Source organism: Streptomyces sp. NBC_00224, assembly GCF_041435195.1.
Taxonomy (GTDB): Bacteria; Actinomycetota; Actinomycetes; order Streptomycetales; family Streptomycetaceae; genus Streptomyces.
In genome coordinates, this window is the sequence record NZ_CP108106.1 from 8,686,049 (window position 1) to 8,702,937 (window position 16,889).

Genomic DNA, 16,889 nt, shown 5'->3' on the forward strand with positions numbered 1-16,889 from the left:
GTCGAAGGGTTCGGAATCAAATGAGGGAAATATCGCAAGAATTGGTTCGCACTATCTGTGGGTGGTCAAATTCCTCATGAGGGTGCATGGACACCCGGCTGCCGTGCTACGTAAGGAGAAACTCATGCGCCGCTGCAGGGGACTGGCCGTCACCTCCGCCTTGCTCGTCGCGGTGCTTCCGGCGGCGTTGCTCCCCGTGGCCGCCCAGGCCGCGTCCCCGCCGTCGCGGCCCTCGCTGCCCTCTCGGCCGGAGGCCGACCAGCCGCGGAGCGCGGCGCTCAACTTCGACGAGCTCGACTGCGAAGGCCCGGAGGAGGACCGGCTGCCGTCGACCGACTCGGGCCAGGGGGCGGTGCACGAACCCGGCACCGCCGCGTTCGTCCCCGCCCCGCTCCCCACCGGTCTTCCTCCCGCCGTGGTCAAGTGGCCCAGGAACCTCCCCGACCTGGACGACGCCAAGCGCATGCTCGCCGAGCTGGACGTCGGGACCTTCGACAGCAAGGGATTCCAGCGGACCGCGTTCGGCGGCAAGAGCTGCTGGGTCCTGCACGGCGCCGAAAAGTGCTCCACGCGCGAACTCGCCCTGAAGGCCCTTTCCGACATCCCCGCGACCTTGAAGGACGGTTGCAAGGTGGTGGGCGGCCGCTGGCGCAGCGCGTACGACGACCTGACGGTCACCAACCCCCTGCGCGTCGACATCGACCACATCGTGCCGCTCAGAGCCGCGTGGGGCTCGGGCGCCCGGGACTGGCCCGAGTACAAGCGCCGCGCCTTCGCCAACGACCTCAGCGGCTCGCCGCAGCTCATCGCGGTCTCCACATGGAGCAACCGCGACAAGGGCGACAAGGGCCCGGACAAGTGGCTGCCCAAGGGCTACGAGTGCACGTACAGCCGTGCCTGGATCGGTGTGAAGGACTACTACGGGCTGCGCGTCACGGCGGGGGAGCAGAACAAGCTCCAGCAGATCCTGGGCCACTGCCACTCATAGCGGCGACGCGGCGGTGGTTTGTTAGACCGGGTGATAGAGGTCGAGAGGTCTGCCGGTGGCGACGGCGTTGGAGCTGTTCGCCTTCACCGCGACTCGCACTGAGAGTCTCGCGTTCTCCGGACAGGTGCCTGACCGTCTACTCACGCGGCAACTCGCAACTTCTCGTACTCGGCGTGGACTTCGCGCGGAGGGCGGTACCCCCCAGCAACCCCTCAGACAGGAGAAACAATATGAAGATCACGGTAAAGCTCGCAGTTGCCGGAGCAACTGCGGCCCTTTCCATCCTCCTCACCGCTGCCGGCGCCAGTGCGGATGACTCCCCAATCCCAGTAGACTTGAACGTCAATATTCCGCTTGAGGAGTCGGCGTCCGGTGTCGGCACTCCCCTTGGTCAAATCGATCTTCCGGAGTTCGAGTGAACCACTTCAAGCTAAGGGCTTGCCGATCATTAAGGTGTTGCTTCCCGTCCTGGGATTCGTTGAATCTCAATGACCGGTCAAGCCCCAGAGGACTCTGTACGTTCAGCTGTCTGCCGGGGCGGGTGGTGGGGTGAGTACGTAGGGGCGGTGGTCGCGGAGCATCGCCCAGAGCACGTCGACGCGGCGGCGGGCGAGAGCCAGGACTGCCTGGACGTGCCGCAGGCCCTCGGACCGTTTACGCAGGTAGAAGTCTCTGGAGGGGCCGGGATACATCATGGCGCTCTGGGCGGAGAGGTAGAACACCCAGCGCAGACGGCGGTCGTACCGCTTGGGCCGGTGCAGGTTGCCCGTGCGGCGTCCGGAGTCGCGCGGGACGGGGGCGAGGCCGGCGTGGGCCGCCAGGCGGCCCGCGTCGCGGTAGGACGAAAGGTCTCCGGCGATGGCGACGAACTCGGCGCCGAGGATCGGGCCCATCCCCGGCAGGGACTCGATGATCTCGGCCCGGTCGTCGGCGCGGAAAGTCTCGCGGATCTCCCGGTCGTTGGCGGCGATCCGTTCGTCCAGCGCGAGCAGATGGCGGGCCAGCTCGCCCAGGAGGGCCGCGGCGCGGGTCTCGCCCGGCAGGGCGGTGTGCTGCCGATCCGCCGCCGCGACGGCCTTCTCCGCGATGTTCTGGGCACTGCGGACCTTGCGCCGCTGAAGCCATGTGGTCAGCCGTTTCACGCCGGTGCGCCGCAGAGCGGCCGGGGACTGATAATGCGTCAGCATGATGACCGCACCCGTCGAGCGGGCGTAGTCGAAGGCTGCCTCCAGGGCCGGGCTGATGCCGCACAGCAGGTCGCGCATCCGGTTGACGAGGCGGACCCGGTCGGCGATCAGGTCGCGCCGGTTGGCGGTCAGCAGCCGGAGGGTGCAGACCTGTTCGGGCGGGATGGCGATCGTGCTGAAGTCGCGGCGGACCCGTGCCATGTCCGCGATGATCAGGGCGTCCTTGGCGTCCGTCTTGCCCTCGCCGCGGTAGCCCTCGGCAGCGCGGCTCACGCTCCGGCCCGGCACGTAGGTGACCTGCTGGCCGTGCGCGGTGAGCAGGACCAACAGCAGGGTAGCGGTCTTGCCCCGCAGGTCAACGGCCCATTGCACGTGCTCGGCCGCATCGCAGGCGGTGGCGATCAGCTGGAGGATCTCCGTCTCGTCGTTCGGGACCTTCCGCGAGAAGACGGCCTCACCGACGTCGTTGATGGCTACCGCCCAGTGGTGGCCCTTCCCGACGTCGATACCGACCCATAAGCGCTCATGCCGGGTGTCCATCACTGCCGCTCCGTTCCGTGCTGACCAGCGTCTCGTTGGTCCTTGGAACACTCCGCAGCAGGCCCTTAACCAGCGATGACCGCAGATCTCAATCAGCAACACAGAGCGTCCCGGAGGACCAGGTGGCCATTCAACGAAAGCCACAACAACGGCAGCCGGGCATCAGCCATGCCTGGTCCTCCCGGACCGCTGCCATTGTCCAGCAGTGTGGTATCAGCCGTGCCTGGTCCTCCCGAACCACTACTGATTCTTAAGGGTGTGGTATGCGTATCCTGGACGAGGTTCGTGTCCAACTCTCGGTGAAGTTCGCGGTGTTGTTCCCGCATCTGGACGAGCGACAGCGGCGGCTGTTGATGGCCGCGGAGGCCTGAGGGCTGGGACATGGAGGGGTGCGGGCCGTCGCGCGGGCAGCCGCGGCGAGTGAGACGACGGGGCGTAAGGGCGTGTTCGAACTCGAGGCCGGTGAAGATCCGTTGGGACGGGTGCGGCGTCCGGGCGGGGGCCGTAGGCGGGCCGCCGATGTCGACCTCGGGCTGCGGCCTGCCCTGCTGGCTCTGGTTGAACCGGATGTGCGGGGTGATCCGATGTCGCCGCTGCGGTGGACGGTGAAGTCCACCCGCTCCCTCGCGAGGGAGCTGACCCGCGCCGGGCACCAAGTCGGCGCCGACACCGTCGCTGACCTGCTGCGGGAGGAAGGCTTCAGTCTCCAGGCCAACGCCAAGACCCTCGAGGGTAGCCAGCACGTGGACCGCGACGCCCAGTTCCATTACCTCAACGAGCAGGCGCGCGAGCATCGGGATGCCGGCCAGCCGGTGATCAGCGTGGACACCAAGAAGAAAGAACTCGTCGGCGAGTTCAAGAACCACGGCCGCCAGTGGCGGCCGGCTGGTGACCCGGTGCCGGTGCACGTCCATGACTTCATCGACACGCGGCTGGGCAAGGCCATCCCGTACGGAATCTACGATCTGGCGGCGAACACCGGCTGGGTCAACGTCGGCACCGATCATGACACCGCCGCGTTCGCCGTGGAATCGATCCGCCGCTGGTGGCACGGCCAGGGCCACGGCTCCTACCCGCAGGCGACACGCCTACTGATCACCGCTGATGCGGGCGGCTCCAACGGCTACCGCACCCGCTCCTGGAAACTCGAACTCGCCCAGCTCGCCGCCGAAACCGGGCTGACCATCACCGTGTGCCACCTGCCGCCGGGCACATCGAAGTGGAACAAGATCGAGCACCGCCTCTTCTCCCACATCACCATGAACTGGCGCGGCCGCCCGCTGACCAGCCACGAAGTCATCCTGCAGACCATCGCCGCGACCACCACCCGCACCGGACTGCGCGTGGGTGCCGCACTTGACACCAACACCTACCCGACCGGCGTCCGCATCGGTGACCCGGAGATGGCCGCTCTGCCACTGACCCGACACGCCTTCCACGGCGACTGGAACTACGCCCTTCACCCCCAGCCCCGCCCCGCAATTCCGGCGGCCCGGACCCCGCAGACACCCGAGCCGGAGTGGAATCAGACCCTGCTGTCCGATCCCGCGCTGACCGGCATGTCCCGGCAGCAACTGGACGACCTCACCGAGGCTTTGGCCCCTGACGGCGACACCCGGCGCGGCCGCCCGCCCCGGCTCTCCTTCCCCGAACAGATCCTGGCCACCGTGCTCCACCTACGGGTCGCCCTGGCCGCCGAACCCCTCGCCGTACTGTTCGCCAGCAGCCGCACCGCCATGCACCGCACACTTCTGAAAATCCGGCGGCTCCTCAAGGCACACGGCATCGTCATCCCACCAGCAACGACCCCACCCACCGCCCTCACGGCCCTCCAGGCCCGGGTCCACGCCCAAATCGGCGAGCCCAACAGCAAGATCAAAACGACGAGTTAATGATCGGCAAGCCCTTAGGCATTAGCGATGCGAACGTCCTCTCGAAGCGGATCAAGCCCACCCTCGAAGGACTCAAGACGAAGGACATCTTCAGATGCCTCAAGCGCTTCGTCGCGCGAGAGGCCTACCGCCATCTCACCAGCGTACCCGGGCCGTCTCCTACGGGAGTGTCATGAATTCGGGTCTTCCAAGATTTTCGGTGTGTCCTGAACGCAGAGGAGGGCTCGTGTAGGAGAGCGATCTGAAGCGATGCTGCTCGAACGATGAAGGTCTTGGCCCTTCGGAGTCGCCCTGCGGTGGGGGGCTCCAAACCGCCTCATGCCGCGTTTGCTGATTGTGTCCTGAACGCGAAAGGGAGTTGGTCGTAGGACAGCTTCTGGAAGCGATGCTGTGCGAGAGATGAAGGAAGGCCCTTCGAAGCCGCCTTGCGGAAGGAGGCTTCAAACCCCCTCATGCCGCGTTAGCCGAAGACTGTCGTGGTGAGCGATGAGGAAAAGGCGTCCAAGAGGCGTCAGGTGGGGATCGGGAAGACGAGCGCAAGCGAATCGTTGCCGAAGCGTCGTTAAGCAGACAGATGACATCGAAACCGGGGTCTTTAGCTAACTCCGGGATGAGCATGGCGGCTATCCGCTTACTGGCCAGGTGGTGTCCGGCGTGTAGACGACGTGAGCCCGATCTGCCGCTCTCGCATGGAACAGGAGAAGGCGCGCCCCGATACTGACCTGCCCCTCAGGGGAGGCGAGAGGAAGTGTCCCAAGTGGCGGACACCACAAGGGATCGAGTACCGATGCGGGGAGCGCTGGCGGACCCGTTCGTAGTAGTGATGAAGCTCCTGTAATGGGAGTGGAGCGAAGGGGCCGGGCCATTCGTGACGTGGTTTATCTAGACAACCGGGAATCCCGGGAGGACCTACATGGACGCGTTGAAGTCATCAGGCAAGCCGTTTGATATCTCGAAGCGGGAAGTCTGGGAGGCATACGAAGGAGTGAAAGCAAACAGAGGCGCACCCGGCGTGGACAGTCGCTCCATTGAGGACTTCGAGAAGGATCTGAAGGGCAACCTTTATAGGATCTGGAACAGGATGTCGTCAGGGACGTACTTCCCTCCTCCGGTGCGTGCGGTGGAGATTCCCAAATCGTCTCCCGGAGGCGGCGTGAGGATCTTGGGCGTGCCCACGGTGGCCGACAGAATCGCCCAGACCGTCGTGGCCAGGCATCTGATGGAACGGGTCGATCCCGTATTCCATGAAGATTCCTACGGCTACCGGCCCGGTCGGTCGGCCCTGGACGCGGTGGAACGCTGCCGTCAACGCTGCTGGAAGAGGGACTGGGTTATCGATCTCGATGTCCAGAAGTTCTTCGACAGCGTCCGGTGGGACCTCATCGTCAAAGCCGTGGAGGCACACTCCGAAGCCCGTTGGGTGATTCTGTATGTGAAGCGATGGCTCCAAGCGCCGCTTCAACTACCCAACGGCACCTTGCAGGTGCGAGACCAAGGAACCCCACAGGGCTCAGCGGTCTCACCCGTGCTGGCGAACTTGTTCATGCACTACGCGTTCGACATGTGGCTCGCCCGTAAGTGGCCGGGCATCACGTTTGAGCGCTACGCCGACGACGCGGTTGTGCACTGCGTGTCGGAGCGTCAGGCCCGCGACGTGCTGGCCTCGCTGATGGACAGGATGGAGGAGGTCGGGCTGCAACTGCATCCTGACAAGACCCAGATTGTGTACTGCCGAGACGGCAAGCGCCGACGGCCCTTCGGGCAGACGGAGTTCACCTTCCTCGGGTACACATTTCGCGCACGCGAAAGCCGAAACAAGCACGGGCGACGGTCCACGTCGTTCGAGCCGGCGGTCAGCAAGGCAGCTCTGAAGAGGATGAGTGCTGAAGTCCGCAGCTGGCGGCTTCACACCCGGTCCGACCTCTCCTTCGTAGAGCTCGCGCGGCGGATCAATCCGACCGTGCGGGGCTGGATGCAGTATTTTGGCCGGTTCTACCGGTCGGCGCTGACTCCCCTCCTGATGCGCATCAATGCCTACTTGGTGCGGTGGATCCGCCAGAAATACAAGAAGCTCTCGGCGCTGCGGAAGGCGCTCCAGAAGATGTGGGAGATCGCCGACAGGTACCCCCGCATGTTCGCCCAATGGAGGTGGACCACAGTGGCGTCGGTGGCCTGGTGATCAGAGTGGCAAGAGCCGTGTAACGGGAGACTGTTACGCACGGATTCTGTGAGAGCCGGGGGATGAGATTCCCCCGGCTACTCGGCAGACAGTCGTGGTGAGCGATGAGGAAAAGGCGGACATGATCCGTCAGGTGGGGACCGGGAAGGCGAACGCGAGTGAACCACTGCTGACGTGTCGAAACTTGTATGGGTGACATCGAAACCGGGGCGTCGAAAAGGTCCCGGGATGAGCCTGGCGGGAGACCGCTTACTGGCCGGGCGGTGTCCGGCATGAAGGTGGCGCGAGCCCGGTCTGCGGCGTTCGAGTGGAACAGGAGAAGGCGCGTTCGGATGCTGCCCTGAGGGGCGACAGGGGAGAGCCGCGGTCCGGGAAGCTCCGGTGGGCGGCGTCAGAGTACCCGTTGCCGGATGCGTCGGCGGACCGGCTCGTAGTAGCGGTGAGGGTCCTGTAATGGGGCCGGAGCGAAGGGGCCGGGTCGTTCGTGGCTGTGTTCGTACGATCAACCGGAAGTGCTCCGGGAGGAGTCGCGTGGACGAGCTGAAAGCGCCGGGCAAGCCGTTCGAGATCTCGAAGTGGGCTGTCCAGGTGGCGTGGGAGAAGGTCAAGGCGAATCAGGGCTCAGCCGGGGTGGACGGGCAGTCGATCGCGGACTTCGAGAAGGACCTGAAGAACAATCTGTACCGGGTCTGGAACCGGATGTCCTCGGGGACGTACTTTCCCCCGCCGGTGAAGGCCGTGGAGATCCCGAAGGCGCACGGGACTGGCACGAGAATTTTAGGCGTGCCGTCCGTGGCCGATCGGGTCGCGCAGACGGTCGCGGCCATGGAGTTGGAGAAGAGGGTCGAACCGATCTTCCATCCGGACTCCTATGGCTACCGGCCGGGCCGCTCGGCGTTGGATGCGGTCGGGACCTGTCGGCAGCGGTGCTGGGAGTACAACTGGGTGGTTGAGTTCGACATCCGGAAGTTCTTCGACTCCGTGCCGTGGGACTTGATCGTCAAGGCGGTGAGGGCGCACTGCGACCTGCCGTGGGTGGTGCTGTATGTCAAACGGTGGCTTGCTGCCCCGTTGGCGCTGCCCGGCGGCATGCTGGCCGCACGAGATCGTGGAACCCCGCAGGGCTCCGCGATTTCACCCGTGCTCGCCAATCTGTTCCTGCACTATGCGTTCGACGCCTGGATCGCTCGGGAGTTCCCGGGCGTGGTGTTCGAGCGTTACGCCGACGATGCGGTGGTGCACTGTTCCAGTCTGGGGCAGGCCGAGACCGTGCTGGCGGCGATCAGGGAGCGGATGGGCGAGGTCGGGCTGGAGCTGCACCCGGACAAGACCCGGATTGTGTACTGCAAGGACGATCGGCGGCGCAGCTCGCACGAGTACACGTCGTTCACGTTCCTGGGGTTCACTTTTCGGCCGCGACAGGTGCGGACCAAGACCGGGAAGATGCGGTTGGGCTTCAACCCGGCGGTCAGCAAGGACGCCTTGAAGAAGATGAGTGCGACGGTGCGAGCCTGGCGGCTTCACCATCGCACAGGCTCCTCCGAACACGACCTCGCGCGAAGGATCAATCCTGTCGTGCGGGGGTGGATGCAGTACTACGGGGCGTTCTACCGCTCCGCGCTGTATCCCCTTCTGGCCCGCATCAACGCCTACCTGGTGCGGTGGTCGCGCAACAAGTACAAACGGCTGCAAGGACGCAAGAAGGCCCAGGCGCAATGGGCGATGGCCGTGAAGTTGCGGCCGAAGTTCTTCGCCCAATGGGCTTGGGTGACTTGGGTCCCCGCCGTCTGGTGACCAGGACGACAAGAGCCGTATAAACCGAGAGGTTTACGTGCGGATCTGTGGGAGCCCGGAGCTGAGACGCTCCGGGCTACCCGACTAGGCGTTGATCGCTGGCCCGTTGGGTGTCAGTTGAGCAGGATGCGCTGGCGGAGGAGTGGGAATCCGGCCCGGCCGTAGGTTTGGCGCTTGAGGAGTTTGATCTTGTGGTTGACGCCCTCGGTGCGGCCGTTGTGCCAGGGCAGGGTGAGGGCGGCGTCGACGGCGGATCTGTCGCGCTCCAGGCCGGTGGCGAAGGAGTGCAGGAAGGGCAGGTCGGCCGCGCGGGACCGGGCGATCCAGGTGTTCAGCCGCTCCGGATTGCCCGGTGCGGGGGCGAGGAGTGCGGCGAAGTCGCCGATCTGCGTGGCCAGGGCAGTCATCTGGGGCAGGCGGCGGCCAGTTTGTCGCGCAGCGCCGACTGGTCTTCTTTGAGGTGGGCGGGGTCGGTGAGCAGGAGGCGGGTGGTTCGCCGCGGGGAGAGGGTGGCGTGGTCGGCTTCGACGCGGCCTTGGGTGATGTAGCGGACCAGGAGGTTCGCGCTGCCGGTGTAGCCGAGTGCGCGGATCTCGGCGAGCAGGTGGGTGACGGGAACGCCGGGGTCCTCGGCGCGGCGTCGACGCAGGTGCTCGCGGTAGGGGTCGACCAGAGTGGGACGGTATTGCGGGGCTCGGACGAGCCGGTCGGGCTCGGTGTGGCGGGCGTAGCGTTTAACGGTGTTGAGGGCGAGGTTCAGGCGTCGGGCGCATTCGAGCAGGCCCACGCCCTGGCCGAGCAGGTCGTGGACCTGCTGCCAGCGTTCACGGGTGGTCTGTGCACGTCTGCCCTCGTGGAACGGCGGTCCCAGGGGTGCCCAACAGGCGCTGTGCGCCAGGACTTCCCGCTGGACCGCCTCGCCGAGCAGGTGCCACAGGTGCCAGCGGTCCATGACCTGCACGACGTGGGGTGCCGCGTCGGTGACGGCCTGGGCGAAGCTGCCGGCCCCGTCCCGGCACACGGCCTCGAATCCCGTGTGCTCGCGCAGCCAGGTGGCGACCGGCTCCTTCGCGCGGTCTGCGAGCACGTCGACACGCGCGCCCGTGGCAGCGTCGATGATGATCGTGGCGTAGCGGTGGCCGCGGCGCAGGGCGAACTCGTCGATGCCCAGCACCCGCGGGATGGCCGGCGTCGGCACGGGGATGCGCATCAGACAGTTCAGGGCGGTCGCCCAGGACAGCGCGCAGTGCAGCACGGTCAGCAGCCGGGCTCCGGCCGATCCCGCCAGCGCCACGGCCACCGCGTTCACCACGTGTTGCAGGGCCGGGGTGCGGCGCTGGTATCGCACCGTCAACCCGGTGACCTGCTCGGCGAAGGTGGCCTTCGGGCACTCGGAGCTCTCGCAGTACAGGCGGCGCACCGACAGGTCGATGACGACGGCCCGGCCGCCCACCGCCTCGTCCGCGACATGCCGCACGTACCGGGAGTGCACCCAGTCCGATTCCGTCCCGCACCCCGGGCAGACAGCTGCGATCTCGTCCCGGGTCCGGGCCGCGATCCGCAGCAGATCGCCGCTGGCCTCCACGTGATCAACCCGTACCGCGGCCAGCTGCGGCAGCAGGTCTTCCAGCCGAATCTCACACACCACCAGGATGACGCCACCAACCAGCCCACACTATAAGCCAGTTGACCCGATCAACGCCTACGAAAATCTTGGAAGACCCTAATTCGTGATAGACCCCCGTCGGATGGTCGCGTCGACGGCTCGTTTCGGAAATCAGGCTGGTACGCCATTGCGGTAGCTCCAGTGAACTTCCGGGGCGTTGGGCACAGGGAACGCGAGAATGGAGAGCATTCTGTTTGCGACTTGGCGAGCGAAGGGACATGTCTTGAGCTGGGAAGCGGGAAAGCGAAGCTATGCGGCGAGAATCAGTGTTACTTTGGCTATTCTAGCCGGGAGTACGTTGAGTGGACTGACGGGAACGTCGGCGGCTGCAGAATCCGGGTGTGGAACCGCTGATACCGATATCGCCGGAACGTACCTCGGTCATCAATTCTTCGGAAAGACGGCGGACTGGGGCACCGTCCTCGCCCTGCATCACACAGGCGAAGCCGACCTCGATGGCATCACCAAAAGCGGACGCGGTACTTGGAAGCGTGAAGAGGGGGTGGTTGTCATCCACCTCGAGAGCAACGACATCCAGCTCATCCCAACGTGCACGCCTAAAACGACGAAGGTTCAGTCCCTGCAGGGCGGTGTCGTTCACGGAACCAACCGCGGGGGGTGGTCCTTCTTGCTCTACCGGGCGCTCGACGAACGGAAGGACGAGCAGGTCCATATCACCTTTCCAGCGAAATAAAATCGGACCGCCCGGAGGGCGCGGCAGAGCCGCCCCATAAAGGGGCTTGCGAAGGCAGTGGACGGGAAGTCGATGATCATGCCAGGTGTCGATAATTATATGATCGGCGTTCCGAGCGGACCGGCACGATGATCGACTTCATCCGTACCTCGCGCTGCATCACCGTTCGACACGGCCCGGTGATTCCTTCCGGTGCTTCGGAACGCCTCGTCCCCGAGGCCCGCATCAAGGCTCCAGCTGCCTGACACGGTTCTGTAGACGGAGGAGAGCGCGCGGCGATACTCCGCCGTTACTTTCCCGAAGCCCCCTGATCTCCAGTTCCTCGGTGACGGTGAGTGCTGCGAGCGCGCTTGCCTGGGTGCGCCAGTCGACTTGGTTGATGGTGCCGCCTGCCCAGCGCTGTCCGAGTCGGTTGAGGGGGTCCCGGTCGGTGTTCCAGATGGAGTCGGCGTGTCTTTCCAAATACGCCTGGTAGGCGGTGGATCCGGTGGCGTCTGCGAGGTCGGCGAGGTGGCGCGTGAAGATGCCCTTGAACTGCTTCTGGTTGTCGTCGCAGGAGTGGGTTCCGATGTCGCATGACTCGGTCAGGACTCCGTTGCGGGTCAGTGCGGGAGAAGACAGTGCGACGTCGGCCAGGCGCTGGGCGGTGTCGAGGTAGCGGCTGTGTCCGGTGGACCGCTACAGCTGGGTGAAGGCACCGATGGCCAGTCCCTGGTTGTAGCCCCATACGGTCTGGTCGTTGTTGGCGCAGGCAGCCGTCAGCCCGTCATTGACCAGACCCGAGGAGTTGATCATCCCGCTGGCCAGGTACCAGTTCGCGATGGTGGTTGCGCGGGCGCCCCACACGGTGTCGCCGGCGATTCGCTGGTGCAGTGAGGCGGTCAGCCACAGGTACAGCCCGTTGGTGACGGCGTTCTTGTAGGTGCGCTCCCGGTCCCACAACACACCGCCGCCGCACATGCCGGGGTCCCAGTACTGGCGCACGTAGTCGGTGATCGTGACCGCCTCGTCGAGGTAGCGCCGCTCGCCCGTGTGGTCGTATGCCGCCAGCCAGGCCATCGCCCACCAGGCCGCGTCGTCGATCGCCCGGCTGATGAAGTGCCCCTCGATGGCATCGGAGCTGCGCACACCCGCGGGGAAGACACCCTGGTTCCGCTCGAAGGTCCGGGCGATCACCCACTCGTAGTCGCGCCGCCCGGTGCGCTCGGCGAAGTCGATGAGTGAGGTGAGCGCGACCGCCGTTTTCCACCAACTGCCGGGCCACCAGCCCTCGTTGGTGTGATACGAGGCCATCAAGGCGTCGGCTGCGGCGCGAGCCCTGGTCGGCGCGGGCCGGACCCAGGCCGTACAGCGGCTCTCCTGATGGGAGGCCTCACGGCCGCATGCACGGACTGCGCCGCCATACAGCAGACCACGTGGGTCCCGGGTGGCGAACAGGGCCGTGCGGGCCGAGTCGGCTGCGGACGCCACGCGCGTGCGCCCCAGGGAGGAGCCCTCGGGCCGGCTCGCGCCGGTGTCCCAGGAGCGGTCGAGCCAGATATCGTCGCCCCGGCTGCCGTTGTGGAGAACGCCCCAGCCCATGGCCCTGCGCTGATCGATGTGCAGGCTGATGGTGCGTCCGAAGAGGGTGACCGGGGGAACGGGGGTGCCGTCGCCTGCTGCGGTGACGGGGTCGGCGCCGTCGCAGGACATGCCGTCACACACGGTGGGATACACCCAGTCGGTACAGGTCACACCGTCAGTGTCGCCGCAGGCGCGGATCCAGCCGCGCCGGTGGCGCACCGAGTCGGTGAGGTTGTACATCAGTGTGCGCACGCCGGTCCGAGTACGGGTGATGCCGGTCTTGCCCAGTACGGGCTCCCAGGTTCCGCCCCGGTCCCAGGAGCGGTCCAGCCAGACCGCGTCGCCAGTCCTGTCGTTGCTGATGCTCGCCCAGGCCATGTTGTCCGGGACAGAGACATGCAGGCGCAGAGTCCGGCCGTTGACGTTCCGGTTCGGCACCGGAAAGGCGTCACTCCGCGCTTTCGAGGGGTCCAGGGTGTCGCAGGCCAGCGCGCAGACCGGGGGCGCGTCGTGGGAGGGCACGGGCGCGGCCAGGAGGTTAACCAAGACGACGGCCGGGGTCAGTAGTCCGTAGAGGACGCGGGGGAGCAGCAGTGACATGGGGTGCTGCGTCTTTCCGTGAGAGCCGTGCACACAGGGGTGGGGTGGAGTGTGTAGCCGTCTCGTCCCCGCTCAGGTGACCGTGATCCCGCAGATGGCTCCTGGGGAGGCGTGGACGGCCTTCACGAGACGTTCGCTGCTGATCGGACGCCGGACGCACTAGGTTCTGCCAGGAGGCGAGTTCAGCGTGCCCAGTCGCACTATGGGCGAGGGGGTGAACTCGTGGCGGTCCGGCTTGTGTTCATCAGCAGACATGTCGCGCCGCACCCACGGGGCGCGGCCTGCTGAGTCGGCGCCGGTCAAACGGGGAGTACGGCCCCCTTCAGGTCAGACTGCGGGCTTCGTATGCCGCGGCGGACCAGGCGGTCCCGTTCTGCGCCGGTGTGAGCGTCACGGTGAGCAGGCTGCGCCCGCGGGTGAGGCCGGGAGGTAGTTGGTAGGTGTCATCGAGCCAGCGGCGGCCGGTATTGGCGAGCGGCTGGTACCAGTCGAGCAGCTGGTGTCCGTCAACCGCGGCCACTTCTCCACGGAGCAGGCCGCAGTGAAGGTCCTCTACCTGGCCATCCGCGAGCTGATCGAGCCCAAGACCCGCAGCAAAACCCACGTCGCGCCGCACTGGAAGGCCGCGCTGAACGCATTTTCGATCTACTTCCAGGACCGCATTACCCTCAAGTGAACCCCCAGGACTTACACGGAGTCACTGATGCGAGGAAAGGAGCGGGGCCTCCCGCTCCGGCCGGGTGCGCAGGATGCTCGGCTTAGGCGGAAGTCCGAATCCGGGGAGGCCCTCGATGACTTCACCGTACGACGGCGTGCAGCGGGTGGGAATGGACTTGCAGCGCCGACGTTCAGTCTTGGCGCGCATGGCGCAGGACGGGCAGCGGGTGGGCAAGATGGTCCGGTTCAACAACGATCCGGCCCGGCTCAAGCGGGAGATTGCTAAGGCTGGTTCAGCACCGAAGGTGGTGCGCGGCCAGCGGCGGGCACTGGTCGTGCTGCACCACTCTATCCTCGTCTCGATCTGGCACATGTTCACCCGCGAGATCGAATACGCCGACCTGGGTGGCGACTACTTCCTCGAACGCGCCGGCAAGACCCGGGCCACCTGTCGGCTGGGCAGCCAGCTCAACCGGCTCGGTTACCAGGTCAACCTCCAGCCCGTGCAGGTCACATGAACTACCCTGACCTGCACAGACCGTGGATTTTCGTATCAGTGAACGCCGACACGTGTCCGCCCGCCGTCAGAGCCGGCGGGCGGACACGGCCCGAAAGGTTCAGGACTCCTTCGGGGCAACGGGGGCGATCACAGCGACAGTGAACCCGACATCCTTGTAGACCCCGTCGACGCCGGTGTCGACCAGGACCCAGTTCTTTGCATCAGCGCATACCTTGGCCGGTCCTGCATCCGCGTAGACCTCGGACTTCCAGGCGGCATCCGTGTCCGGGGTGGCGACGGCATAGGCGCCTGCCGCGACCGGCTGGGTGAGGTGGACGCAGTACTTGCCCGTTTCCTTCTTCTCCAGCTTGTCGATCAAGCCGTCCTTGCGGGTGAAGGTGCCGTCCGCCTTGACCTTGGCCACTCCCAGCACCTCAATGCCGGTGAGGAACGGGGCATCGGCGTCCTGGCGCAATGCCCCAGGGCTCGACGCGATGTCGTCAGCATGGGCGCTGCCGACGGCGCCGACTACGGCACCGCAGGCCATCAGCGGCGCGGCAACCAGGCCACTGAACAGCTTGAGACGTGTCTTCATGGGGACTACTCTTTCCGTCGAGGGAGGGAAAGCGCCGTGGGCAGGCGCTTACAGATCCGGCACCACGTCATTGCGATTGCGCGGTGCCACACCCACTGCGTCCCTTCCCCGACTCGCGAACTGCCCGTCGCCACGGCGCTGAAGTTCACCCGACTGACACGCGTGTCGGTGACTCTGTGTAGGGGCTGTGTATGATCGCGATCAATCGGTCTGGCGGAGGAGGGTAAAGCCTGCTCTGTCGTGCATCTGCCGCGCGATCCCCTTGGTCTTGGTATTGACCCCTCGGTGGGGCCGTTGCTGTACAGGAAGCCAATTCCAAAGCGCAGTCGATCTTGTTGTGGAGATCGCTGGACGCGTGACCGGTCCCCTCGGCGTAGCGCGTGAAGTGCCAACTTACACAGGCTCGTTCGGGGGAGGGGGGACCGATGCGGTTCCAACGTACTACCGGTCTGAGTCCGTATCAGCTGGGCCTACTCATCGCCGGGGCGGAGCGCAGTCTTCCGGGCTGGGAGAGACCGACGGGCCGTCCGCGTGCGCTGCCGTTGTGGAAGGTGGGGGTCGTACTCTGCTTCCTCCTGCGTCACAACGCGGTGCAGGAGATGGCTGGCGAGCTGTTCGGCATTTCGCACCGACCGTCTCCCGCTATGCCACCGTGTTGCGGCCCGTAGTGCGTGACATGCTGAAGCGGCTCGGGTTCGGCATCGCCCGGCTGCCGCGCGGCGCGCCAGTGCTCGTCGACGGGTTCCTCGCCTCCTGCTGGGACTGAAAGGCCGCTGAGCAGCTGTTCTCCGCGAAGCGCCACCGCAGTGGCCACAACATCCAGGTGATCTCCGACCTGTGTGGCCGGCTCCGGGAAGTGCGCTGGCCGCTGCCCGTCATGACGCCTACGCGTATACCGCTTCGGGAGCGGAGGCCGCTGTCGGCAGACATCCCCGGCTCGGTGAGAAGGGATACCAGGGCAGTGACCTGTTCACCCCGTACAAGAGGCCCCTGCACCGCCCGCTAACCGACACCGAGAAGACCTGCAACCGGGCCCACTCCTCGATCCGTTTGCGGTGCTCAGCAGGTCGCGGTAGTCGCGCCAGGTGAGGCTGGCCTCCTCGCCGGCCCGGCGGCGGTAGACGTGCAGCCGGTAGATCAGTCGTGGGCGGTGCCGGTCTGGTAGCACAGAAGACCGGCCATCGAGACCCGGCCGCCCCTGCTGCCCGGCACCCGCACCACCAGGGCGTGTCCGCGTGGCGCCCAGGTCCGCGCCCGCGGCGGGACCATCGTGCGTCCGCACTCGTCCTCGAAGCAGACCCAGCCACCCAGATCCGCAGCGGTCTTTCCGCCCGCGGCCAGACCTCCTCTTCGAACACCTCCACCGCGCCCTCGTCCCGCTCGGTCGCCCGCCGCGTGGGCACCTGGCACGACCAGCCGTGGCGCTTGAGCAGCGTCCGCACCCCGGGCACCGAGTAGCTGACGTGGAACTCCGCCCGATCACCGTCTTGATACAGGCCAGCGTCCCACCGCTGATCGGCCCGGCCATGCGCTGCCTGCCTGCCTGCCTGCCTGCCTGCCCGCCCGCCCGCGCCGCAGCGCCGCCTCCAGCTTCGCGAACTGCTCCGCCCCCAGCCGCAGCCGACAGGCCGGACCCTGGGACCGCAAGGGCCCGATTGTCCCCGGTCCGCCACGCCTGCCCCCAGCGATTGGCAGACACCCTCGCCCCCCGGTCCGCTGCGGCTTCACCATAGCCATCCAGACCGCCGACGTCATCAATCTCGACGCCCCAGGCGTCGGTCCCACCGGCGTCATCGGCCTCCGGGTCCTGGCCGGGCTCCTCCCACACCGGCGCCCCCGCATCAGCACCCGAAAAGGTCGGGTCTCCGGTGTCCCGGTACGCCGAACGCCAGACGACGGCCGCCCCGACACCAGCCTCCCGATCACCAACCTCGACGTCACCAACCTGACCCTGAGCCCGACCTGCCTACCGTCTCCCACGACGACCGGTACACCCCGCCCAAGGTCGCGGCATCCATGTTCCCTTCCGCAAGCA

12 protein-coding genes and 4 pseudogenes are annotated in these 16,889 nt (G+C 66.3%); 8 read left to right on the forward strand and 8 right to left on the reverse strand.

The window, feature by feature from the left end; genetic code table 11:
• Nucleotides 1-124: 124 nt before the first annotated feature.
• Together OG965_RS38825 and OG965_RS38830 are read left to right on the forward strand one after the other, a co-directional pair.
• A complete protein-coding gene (locus OG965_RS38825) occupies nucleotides 125-988 on the forward strand; it encodes an HNH endonuclease family protein (RefSeq protein ID WP_371656768.1) in 864 nt (287 codons plus the stop codon).
• A gap of 230 nt (nucleotides 989-1,218) precedes the next feature.
• Nucleotides 1,219-1,407 carry a hypothetical protein gene (locus OG965_RS38830; RefSeq protein WP_371656769.1) on the forward strand — a complete coding sequence of 63 codons (189 nt, stop codon included), beginning with the start codon at nucleotides 1,219-1,221 and terminating at the stop codon, nucleotides 1,405-1,407.
• 102 nt (nucleotides 1,408-1,509) lie between these two features.
• Here OG965_RS38830 and OG965_RS38835 read toward each other — a convergent pair whose 3' ends face one another.
• Nucleotides 1,510-2,715, reverse strand: a complete 1,206-nt coding sequence (locus OG965_RS38835; RefSeq protein WP_371656770.1) for an IS110 family transposase — start codon at nucleotides 2,713-2,715, stop codon at nucleotides 1,510-1,512.
• Between the two features lie 374 nt (nucleotides 2,716-3,089).
• Between OG965_RS38835 and OG965_RS38840 the strand changes: the two genes are divergently transcribed.
• From OG965_RS38840 to ltrA (OG965_RS38850), 3 genes are all read left to right on the forward strand, one after another.
• Nucleotides 3,090-4,607 carry an ISAzo13 family transposase gene (locus tag OG965_RS38840; protein WP_371657177.1) on the forward strand — a complete coding sequence of 506 codons (1,518 nt, stop codon included), beginning with the start codon at nucleotides 3,090-3,092 and terminating at the stop codon, nucleotides 4,605-4,607.
• 913 nt (nucleotides 4,608-5,520) lie between these two features.
• The gene (gene ltrA / locus OG965_RS38845) at nucleotides 5,521-6,786 is read left to right on the forward strand and encodes a group II intron reverse transcriptase/maturase (RefSeq protein ID WP_371656771.1); all 1,266 of its coding nucleotides are present in this window, start codon (nucleotides 5,521-5,523) and stop codon (nucleotides 6,784-6,786) included.
• 531 nt (nucleotides 6,787-7,317) lie between these two features.
• Nucleotides 7,318-8,580, forward strand: a complete 1,263-nt coding sequence (ltrA, locus tag OG965_RS38850; RefSeq protein WP_371656772.1) for a group II intron reverse transcriptase/maturase — start codon at nucleotides 7,318-7,320, stop codon at nucleotides 8,578-8,580.
• Nucleotides 8,581-8,693: 113 nt separating this feature from the next.
• Here the strand turns inward: ltrA (OG965_RS38850) and OG965_RS38855 are convergent.
• Nucleotides 8,694-10,201: pseudogene (locus OG965_RS38855) on the reverse strand (ISL3 family transposase).
• A 223-nt stretch (nucleotides 10,202-10,424) separates the two neighbouring features.
• On the opposite strand from OG965_RS38855, the gene OG965_RS38860 reads away from it, so the two are divergent.
• Complete coding sequence (locus OG965_RS38860) at nucleotides 10,425-10,940, forward strand: hypothetical protein (RefSeq protein ID WP_371656773.1); 516 nt, start codon at nucleotides 10,425-10,427, stop codon at nucleotides 10,938-10,940.
• 225 nt (nucleotides 10,941-11,165) lie between these two features.
• On the opposite strand, the pseudogene OG965_RS38865 reads toward OG965_RS38860, so the two are convergent.
• Both OG965_RS38865 and OG965_RS38870 read right to left on the reverse strand, forming a co-directional pair.
• Nucleotides 11,166-13,103: pseudogene (locus tag OG965_RS38865) on the reverse strand (glycoside hydrolase family 76 protein).
• 322 nt (nucleotides 13,104-13,425) lie between these two features.
• Nucleotides 13,426-13,623, reverse strand: coding sequence for a hypothetical protein (locus OG965_RS38870; protein WP_371656774.1), 198 nt, complete (start codon nucleotides 13,621-13,623; stop codon nucleotides 13,426-13,428).
• A gap of 21 nt (nucleotides 13,624-13,644) precedes the next feature.
• On the opposite strand from OG965_RS38870, the gene OG965_RS38875 reads away from it, so the two are divergent.
• Together OG965_RS38875 and OG965_RS38880 are read left to right on the forward strand one after the other, a co-directional pair.
• On the forward strand, nucleotides 13,645-13,779 hold the full coding sequence (locus OG965_RS38875) for a hypothetical protein (protein ID WP_371656775.1): 135 nt from the start codon (nucleotides 13,645-13,647) through the stop codon (nucleotides 13,777-13,779).
• 115 nt (nucleotides 13,780-13,894) lie between these two features.
• Nucleotides 13,895-14,278, forward strand: a complete 384-nt coding sequence (locus OG965_RS38880; RefSeq protein ID WP_371656776.1) for a hypothetical protein — start codon at nucleotides 13,895-13,897, stop codon at nucleotides 14,276-14,278.
• 99 nt (nucleotides 14,279-14,377) lie between these two features.
• On the opposite strand, the gene OG965_RS38885 is transcribed toward OG965_RS38880, so the two are convergent.
• The 4 genes and pseudogenes from OG965_RS38885 to OG965_RS38900 all read right to left on the reverse strand — a co-directional run.
• Nucleotides 14,378-14,854, reverse strand: coding sequence for a hypothetical protein (locus OG965_RS38885; protein ID WP_371656777.1), 477 nt, complete (start codon nucleotides 14,852-14,854; stop codon nucleotides 14,378-14,380).
• Nucleotides 14,855-15,055: 201 nt separating this feature from the next.
• Nucleotides 15,056-15,240: pseudogene (locus OG965_RS38890) on the reverse strand (hypothetical protein); the annotation flags it as partial.
• Nucleotides 15,241-15,991: 751 nt separating this feature from the next.
• Nucleotides 15,992-16,123, reverse strand: coding sequence for a hypothetical protein (locus OG965_RS38895; RefSeq protein ID WP_371657196.1), 132 nt, complete (start codon nucleotides 16,121-16,123; stop codon nucleotides 15,992-15,994).
• A gap of 86 nt (nucleotides 16,124-16,209) precedes the next feature.
• Nucleotides 16,210-16,527, reverse strand: a pseudogene (locus tag OG965_RS38900) (winged helix-turn-helix domain-containing protein); the annotation flags it as partial.
• Nucleotides 16,528-16,889 lie beyond the last annotated feature (362 nt).